This is a genomic window from Bryocella elongata, assembly GCF_900108185.1.
Taxonomy (GTDB): Bacteria; Acidobacteriota; Terriglobia; order Terriglobales; family Acidobacteriaceae; genus Granulicella; species Granulicella elongata.
On the sequence record NZ_FNVA01000001.1, the window covers coordinates 1,425,749 to 1,449,264 of the forward strand.

Here is a 23,516-nt window from a genome sequence, read left to right on the forward strand (position 1 = left end):
TAGAATGGTTTATCTGGTTCACCTTATGCCAACTTTTCTCAAGAAGTGTAGCTGGATCGCTATCTGCCTAACCGGGCTTCCCATGCCATCCGGAGCGCTGTCGACGCTCCGACGACCATTTCGCTCCAAGCAAACCTTGGTCGTAGTCAGATCTGACGCAAATGCCCCTGAGCGCGCTGCGGTCGACCTTCTGCTAGAAGAAGAGAAGGCGCGGACGGGTCAATCGTGGACGCTGCACCGGGGTGGGATCGCCAGTCTCTCCGGGGCCTCGGAAGATCGGCTCCTTCTCGTCATCGCAGAGGTGTCTCAGGTTGATCAGTTGCTTCCAGTGACACTACGGGATGCGTGGGCCCGCGAGTCACCCTCCCCTGCCTTCCGGACCCGGACCGAGGGTTTCACCGTTCGCACGTTTCGAGACGGCGGCAGGGTCGTGTTGATCGTAGCCGGAAATGATTCACGCGGCGTGCTGTACGGCGTGGGATATCTATTGCGGCATATGGAGCTTTCGGAGGGGCGTACGGTGCTCGCTCAACCGCTTTCGCTGACCAGTGCACCCGAATACCCCATACGCAGCCACCAGATTGGATATCGCTACAAGAACAACACGTACGACGCCTGGACGTTGCCTATGTTTGAGCAACACATTCGCGATCTCGCGGTCTTTGGCATCAGCGGGTTGCAAGTGATCGCGCCTGTCTCGGATGATCGCGCGACGAGCCCGCTCTATCCGGCTCCCGCGCTCGAGACCGTTGTGGGCATCTCCCGGCTGCTCGACAAATACGGCCTCGATTGCGAACTGTATTACCCGGAGATGCGAAAGGACTACACAGACCCCGCGCTGGTCGAAGCGGAGCTCAAGGACTTCGAGTCCCTGGTCAAGGCGATGCCGCGCATCGATGCACTCTATGTTCCAGGTGGTGATCCGGGCCACACAGCTCCTGGCCCCTTGCTGAATCTTGTCGAACGAGAGAGCGAAGTGCTGCACCGATACCATCCAAAGGCGACCATCTGGATCTCAGCACAAGGGTTCGATCGCAGTTCCTTCGAGGAGTTCTATGCGCTTCTGAAGGAAGGCCAGCCTTCATGGTTGACGGGTGTGTTCTTCGGACCGCAATCGCGTGACAGCTTCGAAACGCAACGAGCGAAGATCCCAGCCCGTTATCGCATGCTCTTCTACCCGGACATCGGGCACACGATGCACGCGCAGTTCCCTGTACCGGAGTGGGACCCCGTCTTCGCGCTCACCGAAGGCCGCGAGCCGATCGATCCCCGGCCTGTCGACGAGACGAAGATCTACCGTCACTTCGCGCATCTGCACACGGGTTTCGTCACGTACTCGGAAGGTGTGAACGACGACGTGAACAAGTTTCTATGGACACGCCTCGGTTGGTCAGGACACACCGATCCACACGAGACACTTGAGGATTATAGCCGCTACTTCCTCGGACCACGCATCGGCCGGGATCCCTCGACACGGTTCGCGGATGCGGTGTTTACACTCGAGCAGGGCTGGCGAGGACCGCTGGCGACGAACCGACAAATTCCTCGTACGCTCTCTTTACTCCAGCAATTGGAATCGGAGGCAAGTCCGAAGCAGCGCAACAACTGGCGTTTCGAGTCCGCCTTGTACCGGGCGACCTACGATGCCCTGCTCCAGCAACGACTGCTTGTCGAGAGCCAGCAGGAGCGCAGCGCTATCGCAATGCTCTCTAGTGCCGCCGAGACAGGCAGCACTGCCGCAATGGACGCAGCTTCAGCGGCCCTTCAGTCTCCTCCCGCCGACAGTGAACTTCGCGGACAGCTTGAGGACCTCGCCAACCGGCTCTTTGCCCATGCGCGTCTGCAGCTGAGTGTGTCCAAGTTTGGAGCCTCCGGCGTCGAGAGGGGAGCAAACCTCGATCATGCCGACATTCCGTTGAACGATCGCGTGTGGCTGGAACGCCGCTTCGCAGAGATCCGCAGGCTGTCTGGCGAGAAGCAGCGGCTTGAGGCAATCGCAGAGATCGTGAACTGGGAGCACCCTGCCAACGGTGCGATCTATGACGACCTCGGCATGCCAGGCAAGGAGCCGCACCTCGTGCGCGGCCAAGGCTTCGACGCGGATCCCGAGATGTACGAGACCGCCATTGATGGCATAGCGGATCGCACGACCGAAGATGGATGGCGGCTTTCGGAACTCGACTACGCCGAGACGCTCTATGAGTATCCGCTGGAGATGCGATACACAGGTCTTAACCCGCACAAGCGATACCGTCTGCGAATTACCTACGCAGGCGAAGATTACACGTTGCCCTTGAAGCTGGTCGCCAACGGCACCCTCGTAGTTCATCCAGCGCGGCTGCGCAAATCCAATCCCGAGACAGTTGAGTTTGAGCTGCCTTCCGCCGCGACGCTCAACGGAACACTCGATCTGCGCTGGGATCGGCCCGACGGAGTAGGCGGAGGCGGGCGAGGACGTCAGGTAGCTGAGGTCTGGCTGATTCCCTCGCGCTGAGTCAAGCGTGCGCTGTAGAGCAGCGTGACCGCGATGCAGAAGTAAATGATCGCGGTCGCGCTGAGGCAGGCGCCCATGCTGAAGCGCTCCGAGGCATATCCCACCAGCAGCTGTGCCCCCGCGGCCCCAAGCCAGCCCAGTGAGTTCATCAGCCCCACGGAAGAGCCACGTTGCTCGATCGGCACGACGTCATGGAGAGACGCCCAAAGACTTGCCTCGTAGACACCCTTGCATAGACCGAAGCCAACCATGGCCGCAAGCACATAGGCCACGCGTGTTGCCCAGCCGCTGAGACACAGTGCCGGAACTGCGCAAAGCAGCCCCATCGCCTGCACTCGCATCCGAGTGGCCCCTGGTCCGCTGCCATGCCGGACACCCGAATCCGCAGCGATGCCTCCAAGGATCACGCCCAGGATCGAAGCGATCTGCATATAGGCCGTACCGCTGAGCCCGGCAACGCTCAAGCTCAGATGGAATCGGGTGAAAAGATAGGTGGGCATCCAGACGGTGAAGACCATCGCGACGAAGTTCGCACCTATGAACACGACAACTAACAGGCGAGCGATCCGATTCGCGGCAAGATCGCAGAGCGACTGCCAAAAGCCGCCGCCACGCGGAATGGGCCCGACGTTCGGATCCGACAGGCCACGTGGAGGCTCGCGGAGTAGAAGGTAGAGTAAGAGGCCTAGGAGAATCCCCGCGCCCCCAAAGCCGCGGAAGCCAATCCTCCAGCCAATGCGTTGCCCTAGGACTCCTGCCAGCCATCCGCCAATAATGCTGCCCGCGTACACACCTGACTGATGAAAGGCCATCGCTCGCGAACGCGTGTCGACCGCGTGGTAATCGCTGATCAGTGACATCGCGGACGGAAAGTAAAACGCCTCCCCTACACCAGCCATCGCTATGCCGAGCAGGAGTTGCGTATAGGTGTGTGCCAGGGAGCTCAGTGCGGTCATCGCAGACCAGAGGACCAATGCCCCGATAACCAGGTTTCGCCGCGGCAAGCGATCGCAAGCCCAACCCGCCAACGGGCCGGTGATGGCGTACGTCCCCATGAATGAGGCGCTGAGGACACCCAGATAGAAGTTATTCAGCGAGAACTCTCGCTCAAACAGAGGAAACACCACAAAGATGGCTTGACGATCCGCGTAATTGAGGAAGCAGACCGTCCACAGCATGAAGACAACAAGCCACCGGTTGTTGAGCTTCATCGCTGGTAGTTCACCTTAGCTAATGTCTCCCAAAGCCATGCGCTGCAGATCGAAAATGCCAGGCATATTCTCACGCATCGCCATCTCGCGGTTCCAATGATCGAAGTCGTTGATGCGCTCGCGCTGACTTACTTGAATGTGTTCGGCAAGGGCCTGCATCGCGCCTGGAGCATCCTGACTGTCGACGCAATCGAGAATTCGCTGATGATACTTCTGGATGCTCTCCAACTGGCTGGCATCGTGCCCACTTCTCTGGATAGCGAAGATACGGATCAGCAGACGAGTCTCGTTAATCATCTTCTGAATTCTCGTATTTCCCGTTAGGCTTACAAGCAGTGCGTGAAAGCCGAGATCGCAGCCGAGGAACCGCTTCATCTGCTCGCGGTCAAGTTCCCTGGCACCGCTCTTCGCAAGTTCCTCGCGAAGTCTGCCAATCTCATCGATCATGAACTGCAAGCGGTCTTTGTCGGCAGGGCGCAGAGGAATCTTCGCAACCTTGCCGACGCTGTACACCTCTAAGGCTTCACGCAACTCATAGAGTTCAACGATATCGTCGCGTTGAATCTGCGCCACGACCATGCCGCCGTTAGCGCCCGGGCGCAGCAGTCCCTCCGCCGCAAGCTGGTTCATCGCCTCACGAATCGGAGTGCGGCTACTGCCGAGTTCCTTCGCAAGGCTCAACTCGGATACCCCGCTGCCAGCCTCCAGTACTCCATCCGCGATGGCCCGCTGGATGTACTGGTAAGCCCTGTCTCGCACCGAAAGGCTCTTCGGTTTACCGGATTGGGACCGTCGCTTCATGCGCTCCAGCATACATGACCTGTCGACATCGTTTGTGGGAGCACGCTTCGCCACATTGCGTCACAACACCTGGGAACTTTCGCTGGATCGGATCTACGAAACAGCCGGCACGCCACAAAGATGGACCTTTACCCCAAGGGCATTGAAGACCGCGGCCTTGAGCAAGAGTGCCTGACGGCCGTCTTCGGCGTTCGGAGCGTACACGATGCTGAGATGGTTCGCGCGGTGCCGCGCCATAAAGGAGTCGCGAGTCATACCTCTCAGGCGTGCGTGCACGATGGGCCACTCATAGGTGACCTGACGCCAACGGCGCTCTGTCTCCTCCGGAGGGAGCTCAACAACGGAACCGAGCCCTATGTCGACATGAAGAGTACCCTCTTCCTGAAAGACTCTGCTCCAGACGATTTCGCCCGGTCGGCCCACTCCTTTGAGACTTCCGCCGCCCAGGGGAAAGTACATGGCGGGCTGTCTGTCGCTGGTGGCGCCCCGATATCCTCCCACGAAGTGCGACGCGGGAGCGGCACCAGAGATCTGCAGCAGCCAAAGGAACTCCGGTTCAGATTCGGGCGACCACGAGTAGGCTTCTCCCCAGCGCACATCGTGCAGTGTCGTGGAAGGATCCCACCCAAGGTACGTCCAAACGCGATTGGTAATCAGCGCATCCACACCGGCGCACTCATCCACCTCATTGAAATGAGGAAGCGCCTTGCCCTCGTACAGCACACGGCCGTCACGGCTGTACGCCGGCGGGCGATCCGGGTTGTTGAGCAATCCCTCGACCAGGTCCGAGGCAGGAGTCATGTCCTTCAACCCCTGCTGATACTGAATGCCAATCGCATCGCAACCGAAATCGTCCGCGATCCGCAACGCGGCGATGTACATTCGGCATTGATCAATGACCTGCGAATCGAGAAGATCAACCTTGCTATCGACACCGATATTGAAAGTAACGCCTTCGGAGTCCAGCCACGAGCGCACCGCCTGTGCCTCGGCATCAGTCACGGTCCTCATCTCTGCGACAAGAGCTGACTGGCTCATGCGCTCCTTGTAGATGCCCATGGGATTCAATAGTTCGTCATCAAGGATGGCGTTATACATTCCCATGCATCCCTCATCGAAGATCCCAAGGATTGCCTTCCTGTCCTGCAGGTCGCTTGCAAGCGCCTGAGCAGCTACGGCAGTCGCTGCCGGGATGGCGTGGGGATCGAATCCTCGCACGTGAGAAAGATCATGCTGTATGCGTCCCTCACGGATCCACTGATCGATCCCTCGAAGGAAAAAGTCATCGTCAAAGCTCTCGCTCCAAAGGGTCGAAAACTTGACCGAGGCCTTTACAAGAGATCCATTGAGATTGAGCAGGCCGACAAGTCCTGGCCACTGACCGGACCAGTTCGCAACCGTAAGGATAGGACCTGCATGGCTTCGCAAGCCTGGAAGCACATGGTGCGAGTATTGCCATGCGGCAGTCGCAAACACTACCGGAGCTTCCTTCGGGATGTGGCGGAATACGTTCATCCCTTCGCGCTGCCCTGCCACGAACCCATGCCCACGGATGGGATCCACCTCCGCCGCACGGACCAGGAGGACGCCGCTGTGGGCAAAGCAAGCCGTCAGGCGCTCTTCCAGCTCACGTTGTGCAGGCCAGCAAAGACGATTGGCTTCTTCACGTAGATCGCCGCTGGTAATGAGATATGCAGTCTTCACGGCCTCTCCTTATACCGAAACGTTGTCATCGACCGCATGCAGCGCAGCACGGTTGACCTCAAACCAGGTCACGAACTCTGCCCGCACCGCTTGCTTCTCGTGAGACAAGGGCAACGGGAAATAAGCCTCCCCCAAACCGCGGGCTTCGGCAATGATCTTCAATCCCCAGGGGACGGGAAACTTGTTCAGCCAGGAGATGAACTCGTCCAACGTGGCCTTCAGAGCAAGGGCGGTGACGCTATTGGGGCGAGCCGAGGCCTCTTCGTAGAGCCTTAGCATCAATTCCGGAAGGACACAGGAGACCCCCGAGACCACACCATCACAGACCCCCTGTGCCAGCGCCTCATAAAGGGAGCCATCGTTTCCGAGAATGCAAGCTGCGCCGGGAACACGGTTCCTGAGAAGCGTTACGGTCTCGAGCGATCCACTCGAGTCTTTGATTCCGACGACAGCCGGTAAACGCTCCACCAATTCCAACGAGGTCGCCGGCTCAAGCGGCGTTGTAAACGATGGAAGGTTGTAGAGGTAAACAGGGACGCCGAGTCCTCGTGTCGCAGCCGCAACGTATTCCATCAGGTCGTCCTGCCCATAAGGAAAGAAATACGGCATCGGCAGGAGGCAACCGTCAGCACCTTCGTCGAGTGCGATCTCGCAGAGAGCACGAGTCTGCTCCACGCTTGCACCTCCGACGCCCGCAATGAGCCTCCTGCCGAGGCCGATTTCCCGCCTTGTGGTCCGCAGGAGGCATCGAAATTCTTCCGCTGTCGTCAGGGTGTATTCACCTGTTGCCCCATTGACGGCGAAGCATTGAATGCCTCGGCTCAACAAAAAGTGGAGCTGCCGCTCATAGACCACGGGGTGGAGATCCCCCGTTCCACTGCGCGGAATCAATAATGCGGAAGCAACACCGGAGATCGGGAGCGCCTGCTGCAGCGATGTTCGCGAAACTGCTTCACTTGCCATCTGTTATGAATCCTTGAGCGCGAGATCACCATCAATATACAATTGTCGCCATTATGTCGACAACATGATTGCCCGGCAATTCTCCTCCCGCTCCCAGCTCTACACCCAGATTTTCCGCCCGGCGGAAAATCTCGCATCTCCGCCTCTCCAAAGTAGAGTCACGCCGCATGGGTCGGCGGCGTCATGAGGTCCCGATAGATGAAGAAGCCATCGCGTACTCCCCGTTGCCTCTGGCTCGTGATCGCCGCCTCGTTGGTCTGCGGCCCACGAATCGATGCCCAGCCCGCGGATGCGCCGCAGTTCCTGCCTGCGCCCCGCGAGTGGCATGCAAACGGCACCCTTGCTCTGCCCGAGGCGAGGATCACTGTCCCAGGGCACAACCCCGAGGACGAATTCGCCGCCAGCGAGCTCCGAGCGGCTTTCCTCAGAGATGAAGTCCGCGTATCTGAAGGCCGCGGCTACACCATCACTCTTCTTCGAGAAGGCACTCCTGAAGCGACCGCTGCTCTGCGCCGAGCCGGGACGACCTTCGATTCCGCGATGAAGGATGAGGGCTATGTCATCGTCGCAGACGGGACGGGCGCGGCAATCGTCGCGCACACTGCCAACGGCATCTTTTATGGTGTGCAGACACTCGCGCAGATGGTGCTGCCTTCTCATCAGCTGGCATTAGGCGTCGTGCGTGACTGGCCGGCGATGCGTTGGCGTGGTGTCGATGACGATCTCTCACGTGGCCCAGTACCGACGATCGCCTTTCAGAAGCGCCAACTGGATCTCCTGGCCTCCTACAAGGTGAACATCTATTCGCCGTATCTGGAGAGCACGCTGGCATACAAGGGCCACTTGATGGTGCCTCCTCCGGGCAGCGCGCTGACGCCTGCTGACGCTGCAGAACTCGTCTCTTATGCAGCGGAGCGGCACATTCTCATCGTTCCCGAGCAGGAGGCCTTCGGGCACCTGCATCATGTGCTGCAGTTCGACCGCTACGCTGAGCTGGCAGAGAGCCCACACGGGCACGTGCTCGCACCAGGACAACCGGGGACGCTCCCTTTGATCAAAGACTGGTTCAGCCAGGCTGCCGCCGAGTTCCCGGGACCCTTCCTGCACATCGGCGCCGACGAGACCTTCGACCTCGGGATCGGCCGCACGAAGGACGCCGTGACAAAGCGCGGGCTGGGCCCCGTGTACGCAGACTTCCTCACGCAGATTCATGCCGAACTCGCCCCGCTTAACCGGCGGCTGCTCTTCTGGGGCGACCTTGCCTGGAGCGACACGAAGGCAATCGGCAGCCTGCCCAAGGACATGATCGCGGTCCCCTGGATCTACTGGCACCAGGACAACTACGACAGCAACATTACTCCGTTCCGCGATGCAGGAATCGAGACGTGGGTCGCTCCTGGCGACGCGAATTGGAACGTCGTCTATCCTATCGGCGCAACCGTGCTCGATAACGTGAGTGGCTTTGTAGAAGCTGGTCAGCGTCTGGGTTCCACCGGCGAGCTGATGACTGTGTGGAATGACGACGGCGAAGGACTCTTCAATGAGGACTGGTTTGGCGTCCTCTTTGGCGCCGCTGCCTCTTGGCAACCTGCGCGCATCCAGCCAGAGCCCTATCAACGCGCCTTTGGCCTGCGGTTTTACAACGATGCTTCGGGACGCATCAACCAGGCCCAGCTCGAACTGATGGCTGCACAAAAACTCATCGATACCTCCGACGCGGTCTTTTGGATGGATCCGTGGAGCGAAGAAGGTGAGGCCTTCCTTGCCAGGAACCGGACGAAGCTGCAGTCCGCGCGTGTGCATGCCGAGAGGGCCTTAGAACTGCTACTGGAGGTCGCACAGGATACTCCAGCCCTGCGCGAGCCGGACGCCTTGCAGGCCATGGAACTGGGGGCACGTCGCATCGACTTCCTCGCGCAGAAGTTTGAATGGAGCGACGACATCGCAGCGGCGTATGCAAGGGCCTATGCCCTTCGCAACGATAAGGAACATGCCACCGAGGCGCGTGAGGCTCTGTACTCCATCTCGAGCATGAACGGGCGATGCCAGGATCTGCGCGATGGCTACTCCCTGCTGAAGACGCTGTACACGCAGAGCTGGCTGGCGGAGAACCGGCCTTACTGGCTGGAGAACGTGACCGTGCGTTACGATCTCCGCATCCAGCTTTGGCAGCAGCGCGGTGAACGCATCGATGCAGTCATCAACAAGTGGCAGAAGACGCATCAGCTGCCGGCTCCAGCGGACCTTGGTCTGCCGGCGAACTCGAGTGACGAAGTCCCTGTCTCAGTGAATTAAGCTATGCCAGCGCCGAAGGAGGCCCGAGAATGCAATATGCAACAAAGACCGCCCAGGCTCTCGCTTTATGCCTGTGTCTGATGAGTGCGTGCTCGACGCCCGCACAGAACTTCGTAGACCTGAAGCCGACGCCGCAACAGAGTGCGTGGCAGGATCGCGAGTTTGGCGTCATCCTGCACTTCGGTACCAACACCTTCCTCGATCGAGAGTGGGGCGATGGAACTGCTGACCCAAAGGTCTTCAACCCGACCGAGTTCAACCCCGATCAGTGGATGCAGGCCATCAAGGCTTCGGGAGCAACGTATGTCGTCTTCGTCGCCAAGCACCATGACGGCTTTGCCCTGTGGCCCACGGCAGAGAGCGACTACAGCGTGAAGGCCAGCCCGTGGCGGAATGGCAAGGGCGATGTCGTCGGCGATGTCGCGCGCGCAGCTCGCCGCGCAGGGCTTGGCTTCGGCATCTACGTCTCGCCGTGGGACAGGCACGAACCGCGATACAAGGACCAGGCCGCGTATGACACGTACTACCGCGCGCAGATTACGGAGCTGGCTTCGCGCTATGGCGAACTCACCGAATGGTGGCTCGACGGCGCGGGAAGCGCGGGACACACCTACGACTTCTCGAAGTACCTTGAGACTCTTCGCACCTACCAGCCCAATACCATCGTCTTCGCGGACACAGGTCTCTTCGAGTTTGGCGACGCACGCTGGGGCGGCGACGAGTCCGGCAAGATCGACTACGAAAACTGGAATGTCATCGACCGTCATGGACAGCTTCGCTGGCGGCCTATCGAGGTGGATACACCTCTTCGCAAACTCCACTGGTTTTGGCATCCGCACGATGAGTCCTCACTCAAGAGCATCCCCGAACTCATGGACAGCTATGAGCACTCTGTGGGCCATGGAGGACAGTGGATGATAGGCGTGGCTCCGGACAACCGCGGCCTGCTGCCGGACTCCGACGTTCGGCGGCTGCAAGAACTCGGCGCTGCGATCAGCGCGCGTTACGGAGCCCAGGGAAACCTCGCAGCACACGCTGTGAATGCGGACTCCAATGCAATGCGAGCCTTCGACAATGACGGCGCTACGTTCTGGAGCGCTCCCGAAGGCTCGCACGCCGCCACCCTGGAACTGCGGCTGCCAAGACCTGCTACAGTGGATCGCGCTCTCACCATGGAGTGGCTCGCCGAAGGCCAGAACGTCCAGCGCTACCGTATCGAAGCTATGATCGATGGCCGTTGGAAGACCCTCACCGAGGCGCAGGCTATCGGCCACAAGAAGATCGACATCTTCACCCCGGTCACCTCGAGCCGCTTCCGCCTACACATCCTCACCAGCACAGGTGTAGCTCGCATCCGCGAGTTCCAGATCTTCGAGGAACGGGAAAAATCATAGTCATCCTCGTAGGCATCCTCTGCGCCGAAAGTCCTCCTCGGCAATGACCGCGTTCGCTCGGGCCTTCCATGCCGTGGAAAGCTTGAGCGATGTAGGCATCCGAGCCTGGAGCGTGCCATGGTCGATCGCACACTCACGATCATAGGATGGCTCGTCACTGCAGCCGACCCGGCCCCGCGAAGCGGTGTTGGAACAATACGATATTCATAGGCAGCAGCAGGTCCAACCCTTGGGTGGAACTCTACGGACATCAGCAGGCTTACCTCTTCAAAGAAGCGCGGGACGGTATGGAACTTCCACACTTCTTTGCCGGCCCTGGGCTATACGGGAGCGGGAAGACCTCACCGGTCGAAGCGGTCACAGGCGATCAGCTAATTGGCTATCGCCCCGAGGTGGCCCGCGCCACTGCGGCTCTGGACTTCATCAGCGTCGTCGGCAGCGCGGGCGCGTCGGAGCTTGAACTCATTCCGACCGCAATCAATTCCGGAACGGAAAGCGATGATCGAAAGACCGGATTGACTCGTGCAGAGCTGAACGTATTCTTGATGCAAAGCTGCTCATGTTTGCCCCTCACATGAGGTCGCGGCGTGGCTCGTGAGCCCCGTACGATCTGGTACTAATGCAGCCCTCTTTCCCAAGTGCAACAACGGTCGAGCTTCCGGCCGGGTGCATTCTCAACGTCGATGACGAGAAGGTGATCGCCGATTGAACCGACAAGCGGACATCAGGCATCGAGTCCGGCAGCCGTCCCGGCAAACGGGTACGCCAAGAAGTAACGCGGCGGTCAAACCGACGCCCCAACTTGTTCTAGCGAAACAGCGGCCACGAATCACCGGGACACTTAGCTGGAGTGCCCCGGTATGGTTAACAAAGCGCGTTAGTGGCATCTCCACAGTGCATCAGGATCACTCCTCATGGGATGGAGATTCGCGCCCTTCGCTACCAGATCAAGCGACCCGTCAGCTGCACCTGTCGGTTCAAGTAATTGCCTCCACCGGCTGTGCCCATCTGGTAGGTGCCGAAATTGGAGTCTCCCGAGGAGGTATCGAAACCTGTGGTGCTCTGGATGACGTGATTCAGAGCGTTGAAGGCATCCATACGCAGTTGAAAGCCCAGTCGGTCATAAATTTTGAAGTTCTTACTGATGTTCGCGTCCAGCGTGACGATGCGTTGAAGACGAATTCCGGTATAGATGACGTTCGGTGTGACACCGTAGCCGCTGATCACGGGAATGAAGTTGGCGCTCCCGCACCCCGCAGCCACTGCATACGCAGTCAGGGTTACGACTCCAGTGTTCGGATCGCGAGTTCCTACGCACGGCTTGAATGCCTGAATATAAGAGTTCGTTGGCGCGTATTTGCCCGCATGGTATGGGTCTGTCTGCCCCGGATAGAACCGCTTGCGCGGCAGAATGTAGCCACCGTTTGCGGTGGGATTGATCTCATAGCCGCTGATCGTGGCCGGGAAGCCGGATTGATAGGTAAAGATGGAAGCCACCTGCCAGCCACCAACCAGCAGATCTGCGAGTCGATTCATCGCCGGGAAAAATCCATATCCACGGCCAAACGGCAGCTTGTAGATATCCGATACGGTAATGCGATGCGGGTTGTCGCTCGAGGAGATCGTTCGCAGTGGCACGCGGTTGACCGTGTCTGCATATCCGCCGGACTGCATGGCCTTCGAGTAGGTATAGGTAGCGTGAAGCGTTAAGCCTCTAGACACTCGGTGATTGAATGAAGCTTCCAGGCCGTTGTACCAATACTTGCCGCCGTTCAGGCTGCTCTCGGTGATGGCGGTGAAAATCGGGAAGGGGCGAGTGAAGTTGATGCGTTGGATTGTGGCGGCCGTGTAGTAGCTGCCTGACGCCGCAAACGGTGCGAGCCCTTTGAAGGGGTTTGTGACATAGCCTCCAGTTCCAGTGCTTGCTCCGCTGGTGCAGTTTGTCTGCATGCCGCCACGCTCAGGATCGCAAGCGGCCTGAGCTGATGAGCTGATGTGGTTGATGTCATCCGAGTACTGGGTGTCGTAGCCTCGTGAACCCGTATATGAAACCTCGAGAGTGTCATTGGCGGTGAATTGGCGCTCGACACCCAGAGAAAACTGAGTAAATGGTGGCGGGTAGAATTTCGGGTTAATGAACGTCAACGTCTGGCCGGCATTCGTGGTGAGGCACTGGGTCTCGTTGCCTCCGCAGTTGCCGAGCGGCGTTTGCAAGACCGGGAACGGATTGCTGAAGTTCACGAGGGGCGTCTGTCCATTGTCATTGGTGCCACTATAAGTAGTGGTGGAGGCATAGCCTGTCTGCGGTGATGCGAAAGAACCGCCTGATCCTCCGTTGGCATCGTCGATGTAATAGAGACCCATACCTCCGCGGACGACAGTCTTCGTGTTCAGTACATAAGCAAATCCAGCTCTCGGACCAAACTGCCAAAAGACGGAACGGAAGGGTGCACGCAGGTTTCCATTGACTCCGGCGAAGGTGATGCCACCAAGCAACTGGCCATTGATAGGCAGAGTCGACGCATTGATGAGGGAACTGATTGGGTTGACGTCGCTCGTATCAAACCCCGAAATCTGTCGATTCTGGCGATCGACGTAGCCCCCCATCTGATCCCAGCGCACGCCAAGATTCATGGTTAGCTTCGGGTTCACTTTCCAGTCATCCTGGAGAAAGCCTGCGTAGTAGTGAATCGAATAATAGTTGGCCGGTTGGCTGACCGCAGAGCCCGAGTCTGACGTGCCGAGCAGCAACGAAGCGGCTGCATTTCCACTGTAGCCAGAAGGTGTCGAAATACCCGTCGCACCGCCCGTCACCACCGTGTCCCATTGCTGCGTCCATCCTTTCCCGACGGTGAACTGTGCGCCGTACCCACCCCCGGACCGCTGCGAGTACTGAGACGGGCGAAGATCGAAACCGGCGCGCAGACTGTGGTTCTTGTGGGTAAAACTAAGCACATCCAGGATGGAGAGTTCATTGTCGCCACGTTCGAGACCGGTCAGCGATCCAAGAGTCTGGAAGCTGTTGATGTTGAACAAGGGAAAGCGATCGAAGTAGGTCGGATTCGCTGCTGCTAAGGATGCTGGCAGACCGAGGTTAGATGGATTGAACCCATTCGCTGGGCCAGTGAAGTCGGTTTGATCCGTCACCAGGATCGAACCCTTGAACGAATTCACGAGGTTGGCGTTGAAGGTATGCGTCCACCCCACAAGTAAACTGGGATCTCGATATCGACTCGTATAGTGGGCGCCGTATCCAGACCAGTTATCCCCCGGATGTGCAGCATTGACATTCGTTCGTGGTGTTCCCTGCTCATTCGTTCCGAATTCCGTCCACAGACGCCCTGCCACATAGATCGTGTCGTTCTCATCGATGTTCTGATCGAACTTCACAATGTAGTTGCGTTCCAGGTTTGTCGATACGTTGTTATGAAAAAAATTGTTATTGAGATCATTAGCCGTAGTTGGCGTCGCAGGCTGGTTAGGGTAGGCGTACCAAGAGAGGACGGCCATAGCAGCCGGGTTCATTCGGTTGGCCGGAATAACATTGGGCGATCCAATGAGAACAGGATTGCCCTGCGGTCCCGGTGTTGATCCCGGTCCATAGCCAAACTGGTAGCGGCAAACGTGAGGATTCTTAGTTGCGTACGATCCATTATCCGTGTTGTTGGCAGTGCAGGCGGTCTCCGAAGAGGGGTCGTAGATGGGTTGGTTAAAGGCCGCGCCGTTTGCGGTCAGCAATGCGCTGAAATCACCCTGTCCAGGATATTGGGTACCGTTGCCAATCATCGCCTGTGTCGGAACCGAGCTACTGCCAGGGGTTCCGGCGAGGTTCTTGATCTCTCGGTAGGCGATCATGAAGAAGGTCTGCCGCTGCTTTGCCCAGATTTTCGGAAGTACCACCGGCCCATCTGCCTCGAAGCCGAAATAGTCCTGGGTGTGTTGCGGCTTGTTGTACTGCGGAAGTGGTCCATTGAGTGCACGGCTGGCATTGTTGACGGAGGAGTTGGCGTCTAAAAATCCGCGCCTCATCGTCTCGTAGGCGTCCCCATGGATCTGTTGTCCACCGGACTTGAGAGTGAGATCTATCGCGCCCCCAGGAGAACGCCCCGCGACCGCATCATAGGCGTTCGTCGTGATCTTGAACTCCTTGACCGCATCGTTTGGAGGATCGTAGGCGTAGTTCTGCGCGCCTGTCATACTCAGGTCGCTCGCCCCATCTACGTTCAGCTCAATGCCGGCGCCATGAATGCTGATCGACTGCGCGGTCTGGTTGTAGGAGTTGTAGTTGGCTGGACCAATGGTGTTTACCACACCGGCACTCAGGCCGGCGAGGTTGAAGGCATCGCCCGCGAGAACAGGCAACTGCGAGATTCGCTGCTGTTCCACTACGTCGCCGCGGTCTGCTTTAACGTAGTCGAGTACGTCTCCCGACGCATCGACCGTGATCGATTGCGATATGTCGCCAACCTGCAGTGAGAAGTTGACGGCCACGGTTTGGTCAGTCGTCAGCGTAATCTTTGTCTTGGTGAGGCTTTTAAAACCAGGAGCCTCCACCTTGATGTCATACACGCCTGGGTCAAGAAACGGGACGGCATAGTTTCCTGAGCTCGTCGTCGTTGCCCTCTTCTCAACGCCTGTGCCTTCATTGTGGATCGTCACTTTCGCTGAAGGAATGACAGCGTTTGTTGGATCCGCCACCTGACCGGTAAATCCCTGCGAAGTCTGCGCAGAAGCAAAGATGGTGTATCCCAGCATCGCCACAAACAGCAGCAGGGACAGTTTCGTTATTCTTGACATCCTTAGGACGCTTTGGACGATCCTGCGCATCACTTCAACCCTCCGAATACACTTTCTTCATCAGTCCGCGAGCAGTTCGTTTTCGACCAAGGCCGCTCGGCAACTACCACGGCAATGCAGATCTCGCTCCACGCTAGAACTTGAGGCCAATATGTGAAAACGTTTTCCTACGTGGACCCTTTGCCTGGATCAACTCGCTGCATGGAACGTTTCCCAATTCCTTACTGCAGTTTCATTCCATCGAGTGGTCATCGTTCGACACCACTTGTTCCCATGGCTGAAATCGGCCACAAGTGTCGGCGGCGGTATCGGGATTGTCGCCGTTCAGTGGGGTTCCGGAGGGTTCGGAACGATCGGCGGCATTTCGTTTCAATGGGTTGCAGACCACGTTACGAGGGGGTTAAGGCAGTTGCTACAATTCAAGCGCTGGAGAGGGCTCCATGACGATAGAACACTCCACCGGACGGATCGCGCTCAGCGCGGACGAAACAGAGACCGTGCGTCTGGAACTGCAGCGCGTCCTGGCAAGTCCGCTGTTTCAGGCGAGCAAGCGATGCCACGACTTCCTCAAGTACATCGTGATCAACACCCTCGATGGCGAACTCAACAGTCTGAGTGAGCGGTTTCTTGGTGCGGAGCTGTTTGGCCGGCGCATTGATTACGACACCAAATCCGACTCGATCGTTCGGGTGCGCGCCAACGACGTTCGCCGCAGACTCACGGAATACTATGCAGACCAGCGCTCCAGCCCCGCGGTGGTCATCAACCTTTGTTCTGGGAGCTACATCCCTGAATTTCACTGGCCGCAACAGGAGGATTCACAACAGAACGAAGCGTCTTCGCTGGCATCGGGGTCGTCGAGCTCACTGACGAACGCTCCTAATGGAAGTGCCCTCCACCTCTCCAACGACCGCGACGTAGATCCTCCCGCGTCTGGGGTGCAAGAGCCGTCGGAAGGATATTCTCGCGGGGGCGACAACTCCGTTCCTGGCTTCATCAACGAGGCGGCTTCGAGCGCCCTCGTGAAGAGCGCGCACGTGGGAATCTCGCGTCGAGCTGTCGCAGCCGGTTCCATCGTCGCCGGTCTCTTGATTCTTGCGTTTGCGGTTTCCTGCTTTACTCTGTGGCAGGAACTTCGCGTAACACGTCAGTCGCTCTATCCATGGCGAAATTCGCCCGCGGTCGCTGGTCTGTGGGGGACGTTTCTCGGCGATCAGAGAGACACAGATCTGGTACTGACCGACTCTTCCTTCTCGCTGGTTGAAGCTCTGACGAACAAGTCATTCAACTTGAATGACTATCTCGGCCACTCCTATATGGGCCATTTCCAGGATCACGACCCAGAGATGGCTGCGGCACTGAGCAGAATTTCAAATTGGGGGCTAGGAAGCTCTGGGGAATTTGAAGTGGCTCAGCGCATGCTGGCGCTGGACCCGACTCGACAGAAGCTCCACTTCTTCCTGGCGCGCAAGTATCAGCCTGACCTCATTCGTCGGGACAATGTCATCCTGATGGGCAGTCCCTACGGCAATCCATGGTCTGAGCTGTTCGAGAGCCGGATGAACTTCACGTTTGATCCGAAGGATCCCGCTCGAATCTTGAATCGTTCACCCAAAGCTGGCGAGTCTGCCACGTATGCCTTCGATGTCTCGGGCTCTTTCGGCTTCTGCATCATTGCCTATCTGCCCACCCCCGACCACAGCGGGAGCGCTCTTCTGATCCAAGGGACAAGCGGCGAGCCTACCGAAGCGGGTGTGGACTTCCTGCTATCGGAAGCGAAGCTTGCTGCGTTTCAACAATCGCTTGGCGTATCGAAACTGCCATACTTCGAGCTTCTACTTAAGACTTCTTGGATCAAAGGCACCCCGATCGCCTCGAATATCGTGGCGTATCGCACCTACCCCGAAAAGCAGTAGTCCATGGAAATGCTATCCGTCCGGGAGGAAGCCGTGGAACAAAGTCGTACTTGCGACCTCGACGGCGGACGGCGATTCGCCTTCGTGGGATTATGCCTGCCTTAACCTCGCCGTAACCTCCCAACGAAGCCTCTTTCAATCAATCACATAACAGATCAAACCCTCCCGAACCCCTCGGAACGGCGACAGACGCATTGAAAGTGAAGACACTTGGCATCGGCTTCCAGCGCTGCCAGGTGCGGCTGCGCGATCGTGGAAGCAGCCGATCCAAAGGGGTAGCGCTTGAGACATTCAAGAATGCGTTTGTCCACCCACACTTACGGTGACGAACGCCATATCCGAGAGATTCGAGTCGAGTCAACTGGCCTCAAGTGGAATCGGAACCATGCCGCATGACCCACCATCGGAAAGAAGGCAGATGAAGCCAATCCCTTTCACTCGCAGAGCCTTCACCAAGGGACTCGCCCTCACACCACTCGGCCTGGCTTCGAGTTCGACCGCATTTTCAGAGTCTCACGCGCCTGCAGCTCACGAACAACTGACAACGGCGCAACCGCTGAGGAGAGTCCCCAAGACCGCGGCCGAGTACAACCGCCATCCGCCTATCCGCGAGGCTGATCCATTCGCCGAACCGCTCACCTTCAACTTTCGGCGCGCCACCCCTCGACTCCGTCCCTTCGCATTGAACGAGATCACCCTCGCTGCGGGTCCGCTGCAGCACGCCCGCGACTGGAACCGCGGATACATGCTTCGTCTCTCCAATGACCGTTTGCTTCACAACTTTCGATTGACCGCCGGTCTCCCGTCGAAGGCTGAACCGTTGGGAGGCTGGGAGGCCCCAAGCGCTGAACTCCGTGGCCACTTCGTCGGCCATTATCTCTCAGCCTGCGCGTTGCTGTACGCCACCACAAAGGACTCGGAGATCAAAATAAGAGCTGACGGCCTGGTTGCTGGGATCGCTGAGTGTCAGACGGCGCTCAACGCCAATGGCTATGTCAGCGCATTCCCCGCAGAGCTCTTTGTCCGGCTCGATAAGCGCGAGAAGGTCTGGGCGCCCTTCTACACCCTGCATAAGATCATGGCCGGCTTGCTGGACATGAAGCAGTTTGGCGATAACGAGCAGGCGCTCGTTATCCTTTTGCAACTCGCCGCGTGGGTCGATGCGTGGACCGCCCTTCGCACAGAAGAACATATGCAGGACATCCTGGAGACGGAGTACGGCGGGATGAGTGAGGTCCTCTACAGCCTAAGTGGCCTGACTGGCGACCCCCGTTGGGCCACCGCTGGCGACCGCTTCGTCAAGAAGGCCTTTTTCACGCCCTTGGCCAAGCGCCAGGATGAACTCAAAGGTCTGCACTGCAATACCCACATGCCGCAGGTGGTCGGCGCCGCCAGGCGGTATGAGCTGTCCTCAGATCATCGCTTCGCGGATGTGAGCGAGTTCTTCTTCGAAACAGTCGCGGGGGCACGCACCTATGCGGCCGGAGGCTCCGGCAATACCGAAGGTTGGCTCACCAACGCCAATCGCCTGGCGCTCGAGATGACCCCGAGTTCGCATCATCAAGAATGCTGCTGTGCGTACAACATGATGAAGCTGGCGCGACACCTCTATCAATGGTCTGGTGACACGCGGCTCATCGACTACTACGAGCGAAACCTCCTCAACCATCGCCTCGGAGCCATCGCCCCTGGAACGGGCCTGACAACCTATTTTCTCTCCATGTCCCCTGGAGCGTGGAAGACAACCTGCACCGAAGATCAGACATTCTGGTGCTGCACTGGCACGGCGCTCGAAGAGTATTCGAAGCTGAATGACTCAATCTACTTCCACGATGAGGAAGCCATCTACGTCAACCTCTATGCGGCATCGCGGCTTCACTGGCAAGAGCGCGACATCGCCCTTGAGCAGGAGACCCAATTCCCTGATTCCGATCGCACCAAGCTGACAGTGCGTGCGACCACCTCCAAGCCATGGAGTTTGAAGCTCCGCATCCCCTCGTGGACAACGAACGAAAACGTAGTGACCTTAAACGACCGCAAGTTTGAGGTTTCCGGAGCCCCAGGCAGCTACTTCACCATCACCCGAATCTGGCATCCTGGCGACCGCGTCGAGTTGACCATGCCAATGCGCCTCACCGTTGAACCGCTGCACGATGACCCGAGCCAACTCGCATTTCTGTATGGTCCGCTGGTGCTCGCAGGACAATTGGGCGAAGCCCCCAGCGACTTCGATCTGCGACACCATCAGGGACCGGAGATTCAGGAGGCGCCTCCCATAAGAGTGCCAACCTTATCGGCGCGAGGAAGGCCGGCTGAGACGTTACTCGAACCCATCCCTGGCCACACTTTAGCTTTTCAAGCGAGGGATCAGTCTGAGCCCATCAGCTTGATCCCTTTGAATAGAAGCTGGGGCCGGTTCGCCGTATATTGGACCGTCACCTAACCCAGTCCAATCTCCGTCGGCCGGATCCCTCTCGGTGTGGTGATCAACGAAGAGTCGAAACATACCCCGTCGCCATGCTCGACCATCCTCGCCCGGAGCCTCGCCGTCTTGTAAGATTTCGCCGAGCGATAAGCTCCATATGCGCGCAGCACTCCTTCCTGCTTGAGCTCCGGTGACGCCCGAGCGCTATGACGCCACCGGAATCTGGTGCGGCGAACGCCGATGAATTGGCCCCGGCACGTACCACAGATTCGTAATCGGATGAACATGACAACGAGAACCCAGATCGCCTTGAAGCTCGCCCTGCCGCTCGCGCTCCTTGCCGCTACGTTGACCTCGTTGGCGCAAACAGGGACGGCACACAGTGTTCCCCCAGGACGACCGCAAGGGCCTTGTGATATCTACGCGGCCGCCGCAGATCCTTGCGTAGCCGCCTATAGCACCACCCGCGCGCTGTTCGCTTCCTACAACGGCCCGCTCTACCAGATCCTGCGTCAGTCAGACGGCAAGACGCTCGACATCGGCGTCGTCGAGCCTGTCGCGGCGCCTTGGCCGGATGCGGGCGGTTACGCTAACGCGCCCGCACAGGACGCTTTCTGCGCCAACACCTATTGTTGGATCACCACCCTCTTCGATCAGTCGCCGAAGCACAACGACCTCGTCCAGGCACCCCGCGGCCATTTCAGCGGACCAGCCATGGGAGGCAACAACAACCTGCCGATCGCAGACGCGGCCCCGATCACCGTCATGGGGCACAAAGCGTACGGCGTCTTCATCACGCCAGGCATGGGTCTCCGCCTCAACGACGCGAAGGGCACCGCAGTCGACGACCAGGCGGAAGGACAATACTGGGTCATCAATGGCCGCCACTTCAATAGCGGATGCTGCTTCGACTTCGGCAATGCCGAGATTGACAGTGCCGACGATGGAAACGGCACGATGGAAACCACCTACTTCGGCGACGGTACGGGTTGGTACCACGGGCCACCTCCAGGACCGTGGGTGATGACTGACCAGGAAAACAATCTGGTCGGTTGCGCTAACCCGGATGGATCGAAGCTCTGCGGTGAACTGCCGAACATCCCGTGGCGATTCGTGACTGCCATGGCCAAGGGCGAACCGCACCATTGGACCAGCCTGGGCGGCGACGCGCAGAAGGGCGGTCTTTCAGTCATGTTCGATGGACCGCGCATCAATCCAAGCTATGACCCGATGCGCAAGCAAGGCGCCATCCTGCTCGGAAACGGCGGCGACAACAGCAATGGCTCCCAGGGCACGTTCTACGAAGGTGCAATGACTGCCGCCGGCACCTTCCCGGCCGACGCCACCGACAGGCTCGTTCAGGCAAACGTGGTGGCTGCCAAGTACGACGTGCAGCAGCTGAGTCTGACGCCGTCGTCCTCAACTTCCAATGCACCGGGACTCCAGACCTTCTCACCCGGCTCCGCGCAAGACACCACCATCACATTCACGAATACGTCAGACACGCCAGCGATCGATGTTCGGTTGAGCATCTCTGTGCCCGACGAGCGGTGGACCTCCGTCGTTCCGGAAACCCACTCGACCTCCGCGACGCCGCGCGGCCCAGTCGCGCCGGGTGCAAGCATCAGCGCGACCTTCAAAATTACTTCAGGGACGAAGGCCTTCAACGGCGACCTCGTAGGCCGAGCCCAGTGGAAAGCTTCAACGAGCCGAGGTAGAAAACTCGAGACATCGACCTTCGAGAAGGTGCGCAACGTCAGCCCAATCAAGATTAACGAGTTTCGGGTCGGTACCGGGTCTCCCATCAATCCGACAAATTCGTTTATCGAGCTATACAACGCTGGCGCGAGTCAAGTCGATCTGTCCAACTGGACCCTCACCGAGCATGCTGCACAGCGGGCCATCTTCTCGACCGTCATGATACCGTCCGGTCGCAAGCTTGCGCCGCACAGCTTCTACCTCCTGGGACTCTCTAACTCCGGCTTGGCGGTTCCCGCGCACAATGGCGACACTTCCATCTACGTCAGGAGCACGGCAGGGATGCAGGTCGGCGACACGATCGGAATCGACACTGGTTCCAGCGTGGAGACCCGCAGAATCGTAAGCCTCGGAAAGGCAGCCGGCGCAGCCACAACGCTTTGGCAGCCAATGCCTGACGGTCCGATAATCAGCGTTCCCGCTGGTTCGAACAATGTGCCCGTCGCCAACGTTACTGGCTTTGTGGTCGGCGAGAAAATCGCCCTCGGCTATGGCGCGTCCTTCCCGTACGCCGCAAATACCATCGAGCATGACGAGATCGCGACGGTCACCGCGATCGGCAAGCCGGGTACTGCGGAAGCCTACATAGCAACCGATGCTCCCGCGGGCTCTACGAATATCAAGGTGACTTCAGTAGCCAAGCTCTCCGTCGGCGACAAGATCAGGCTGGACATCGACAGCATGGGCCATGGGATCGAGTCCGTCACCGTGGCACACATCGGCACAGAAGCAACCCGCACAGTTCTTGCAGCCACTGCAGGCGCAGGAGCGACCAACATCAAAGTCCGAAGTGTGAAAGGCTTCGCTGTTGGCGACAAAATCGTTCTTGGCACTCCCGCAAATCTGGCAACGGCTACGATCGCCACCGTCGGCGCTCCGGGGCCATCAGGAACCGGCATCGACTTCACGCCGGCCCTGGCTAACGCCCACGTCAAAGACGAGGACATCATCAGTCCGGGGACGGGGATAGACCTAGCCGCCCCCCTGAAGTTCAACCACGCAGCCAACCTTCCCTTCAATGATCGTGGAACCGGGATCAGCTTTGAGCCGGTAACGGCCTTTGCGCACTTGAGCGGCGAGCCGGTCCAGCCACTCGGCACCGGCATCATGCTCGATGGTCCACTCACGAAGGACCATGCGATCGACGCGGTCGTCCTGGACGCGGCAGTCACAACTGCCGGCTATCAGGGAACGCCGGCACCCGACCAGCGGTTCGGCGGACCGGCTCTCTCCACGACTGCCGGAACTATGGTGCTGCGCGATGCTGATGGCCTGGTTGTCGACAGCCTCAACTACGGTTTGGTCGTCGACCCGTGGGCTGCCGAGGGTTACCAAGCCAACTCTGGGGCGAGGCGAAATGGCTGCCGCGTGAATGCACCCAGCGCCGCGGGCAGCGGTATCGGTGTCAGCGCCGGTCGATTCCCCGACGGCGCCGACACAGACAGCAACTGCACCGACTTCATCGTCGAGCCCGCCACGTCCCTTGCCGTGGCAGCCGATGCAGGCGCGAAGACGATCAAGGTCTTGAGTGTTGCAGGCTTTGCCGCCGGCCAAGTCATTTCCATCGATACGAACGCCCACCTGGAAACCATCGTCATCGCCGCCATTGGCACGGCAGGTTCCGCTGGCAGCGGCATCACACTCGGTGCCGCCTTGAAACAGGCACATGCTCCGGCCGCGCAGGTTTCTGGCAACAGTTCCACGCCAGGTGCGCGTAATCATTACGACAGGGGCCAGAGATAAAAATGCATGAGACTC

The 23,516-nt window shown here is 58.8% G+C and carries 13 protein-coding genes; 8 read left to right on the top strand and 5 right to left on the bottom strand.

What is annotated here, in order from left to right; all coding sequences use genetic code 11:
* The first annotated feature begins 430 nt into the window (after nucleotides 1–430).
* Nucleotides 431–2,494, top strand: coding sequence for a hypothetical protein (locus C4S68_RS05605; RefSeq protein ID WP_146072026.1), 2,064 nt, complete (start codon nucleotides 431–433; stop codon nucleotides 2,492–2,494).
* On the opposite strand, the gene C4S68_RS05610 is transcribed toward C4S68_RS05605, so the two are convergent.
* The 3 genes from C4S68_RS05610 to C4S68_RS23540 form a co-directional block, all read right to left on the bottom strand.
* Complete coding sequence (locus C4S68_RS05610; protein ID WP_103931950.1) at nucleotides 2,458–3,705, bottom strand: MFS transporter; 1,248 nt, start codon at nucleotides 3,703–3,705, stop codon at nucleotides 2,458–2,460. The two genes, C4S68_RS05605 and C4S68_RS05610, sit on opposite strands and share 37 nt — an antisense overlap.
* Before the next feature lie 15 nt (nucleotides 3,706–3,720).
* A complete protein-coding gene (locus C4S68_RS05615; RefSeq protein ID WP_103932218.1) occupies nucleotides 3,721–4,506 on the bottom strand; it encodes a GntR family transcriptional regulator in 786 nt (261 codons plus the stop codon).
* A gap of 93 nt (nucleotides 4,507–4,599) precedes the next feature.
* Entirely contained in the window at nucleotides 4,600–5,565 is a 966-nt protein-coding gene (locus C4S68_RS23540) for a hypothetical protein (RefSeq protein ID WP_235011380.1), read from the bottom strand.
* A 357-nt stretch (nucleotides 5,566–5,922) separates the two neighbouring features.
* Between C4S68_RS23540 and C4S68_RS23545 the strand changes: the two genes are divergently transcribed.
* A complete protein-coding gene (locus tag C4S68_RS23545; protein ID WP_235011381.1) occupies nucleotides 5,923–6,177 on the top strand; it encodes a hypothetical protein in 255 nt (84 codons plus the stop codon).
* A gap of 42 nt (nucleotides 6,178–6,219) precedes the next feature.
* Here the strand turns inward: C4S68_RS23545 and C4S68_RS05625 are convergent, their stop codons facing one another.
* On the bottom strand, nucleotides 6,220–7,173 hold the full coding sequence (locus C4S68_RS05625) for a dihydrodipicolinate synthase family protein (protein WP_103931952.1): 954 nt from the start codon (nucleotides 7,171–7,173) through the stop codon (nucleotides 6,220–6,222).
* Nucleotides 7,174–7,371: 198 nt separating this feature from the next.
* Here C4S68_RS05625 and C4S68_RS05630 point away from each other — a divergent pair, with 198 nt between their 5' ends.
* From C4S68_RS05630 to C4S68_RS05640, 3 genes are all read left to right on the top strand, one after another.
* Complete coding sequence (locus C4S68_RS05630; RefSeq protein ID WP_103931953.1) at nucleotides 7,372–9,468, top strand: beta-N-acetylhexosaminidase; 2,097 nt, start codon at nucleotides 7,372–7,374, stop codon at nucleotides 9,466–9,468.
* A 29-nt stretch (nucleotides 9,469–9,497) separates the two neighbouring features.
* On the top strand, nucleotides 9,498–10,862 hold the full coding sequence (locus tag C4S68_RS05635; RefSeq protein ID WP_103931954.1) for an alpha-L-fucosidase: 1,365 nt from the start codon (nucleotides 9,498–9,500) through the stop codon (nucleotides 10,860–10,862).
* Nucleotides 10,863–11,095: 233 nt separating this feature from the next.
* On the top strand, nucleotides 11,096–11,440 hold the full coding sequence (locus C4S68_RS05640) for a hypothetical protein (protein WP_103931955.1): 345 nt from the start codon (nucleotides 11,096–11,098) through the stop codon (nucleotides 11,438–11,440).
* 361 nt (nucleotides 11,441–11,801) lie between these two features.
* On the opposite strand, the gene C4S68_RS05645 is transcribed toward C4S68_RS05640, so the two are convergent.
* The gene (locus tag C4S68_RS05645; RefSeq protein ID WP_103931956.1) at nucleotides 11,802–15,689 is read right to left on the bottom strand and encodes a TonB-dependent receptor; all 3,888 of its coding nucleotides are present in this window, start codon (nucleotides 15,687–15,689) and stop codon (nucleotides 11,802–11,804) included.
* Nucleotides 15,690–16,237: 548 nt separating this feature from the next.
* On the opposite strand from C4S68_RS05645, the gene C4S68_RS05650 reads away from it, so the two are divergent.
* From C4S68_RS05650 to C4S68_RS05660, 3 genes are all read left to right on the top strand, one after another.
* On the top strand, nucleotides 16,238–17,575 hold the full coding sequence (locus tag C4S68_RS05650) for a hypothetical protein (RefSeq protein WP_146072027.1): 1,338 nt from the start codon (nucleotides 16,238–16,240) through the stop codon (nucleotides 17,573–17,575).
* Between the two features lie 418 nt (nucleotides 17,576–17,993).
* Nucleotides 17,994–20,018: a beta-L-arabinofuranosidase domain-containing protein gene (locus tag C4S68_RS05655; protein ID WP_160115013.1), complete on the top strand. Its 2,025-nt coding sequence runs from the start codon at nucleotides 17,994–17,996 to the stop codon at nucleotides 20,016–20,018.
* 267 nt (nucleotides 20,019–20,285) lie between these two features.
* Nucleotides 20,286–23,501, top strand: a complete 3,216-nt coding sequence (locus C4S68_RS05660; protein ID WP_103932219.1) for an arabinofuranosidase catalytic domain-containing protein — start codon at nucleotides 20,286–20,288, stop codon at nucleotides 23,499–23,501.
* The last annotated feature ends 15 nt before the right edge of the window (nucleotides 23,502–23,516 follow it).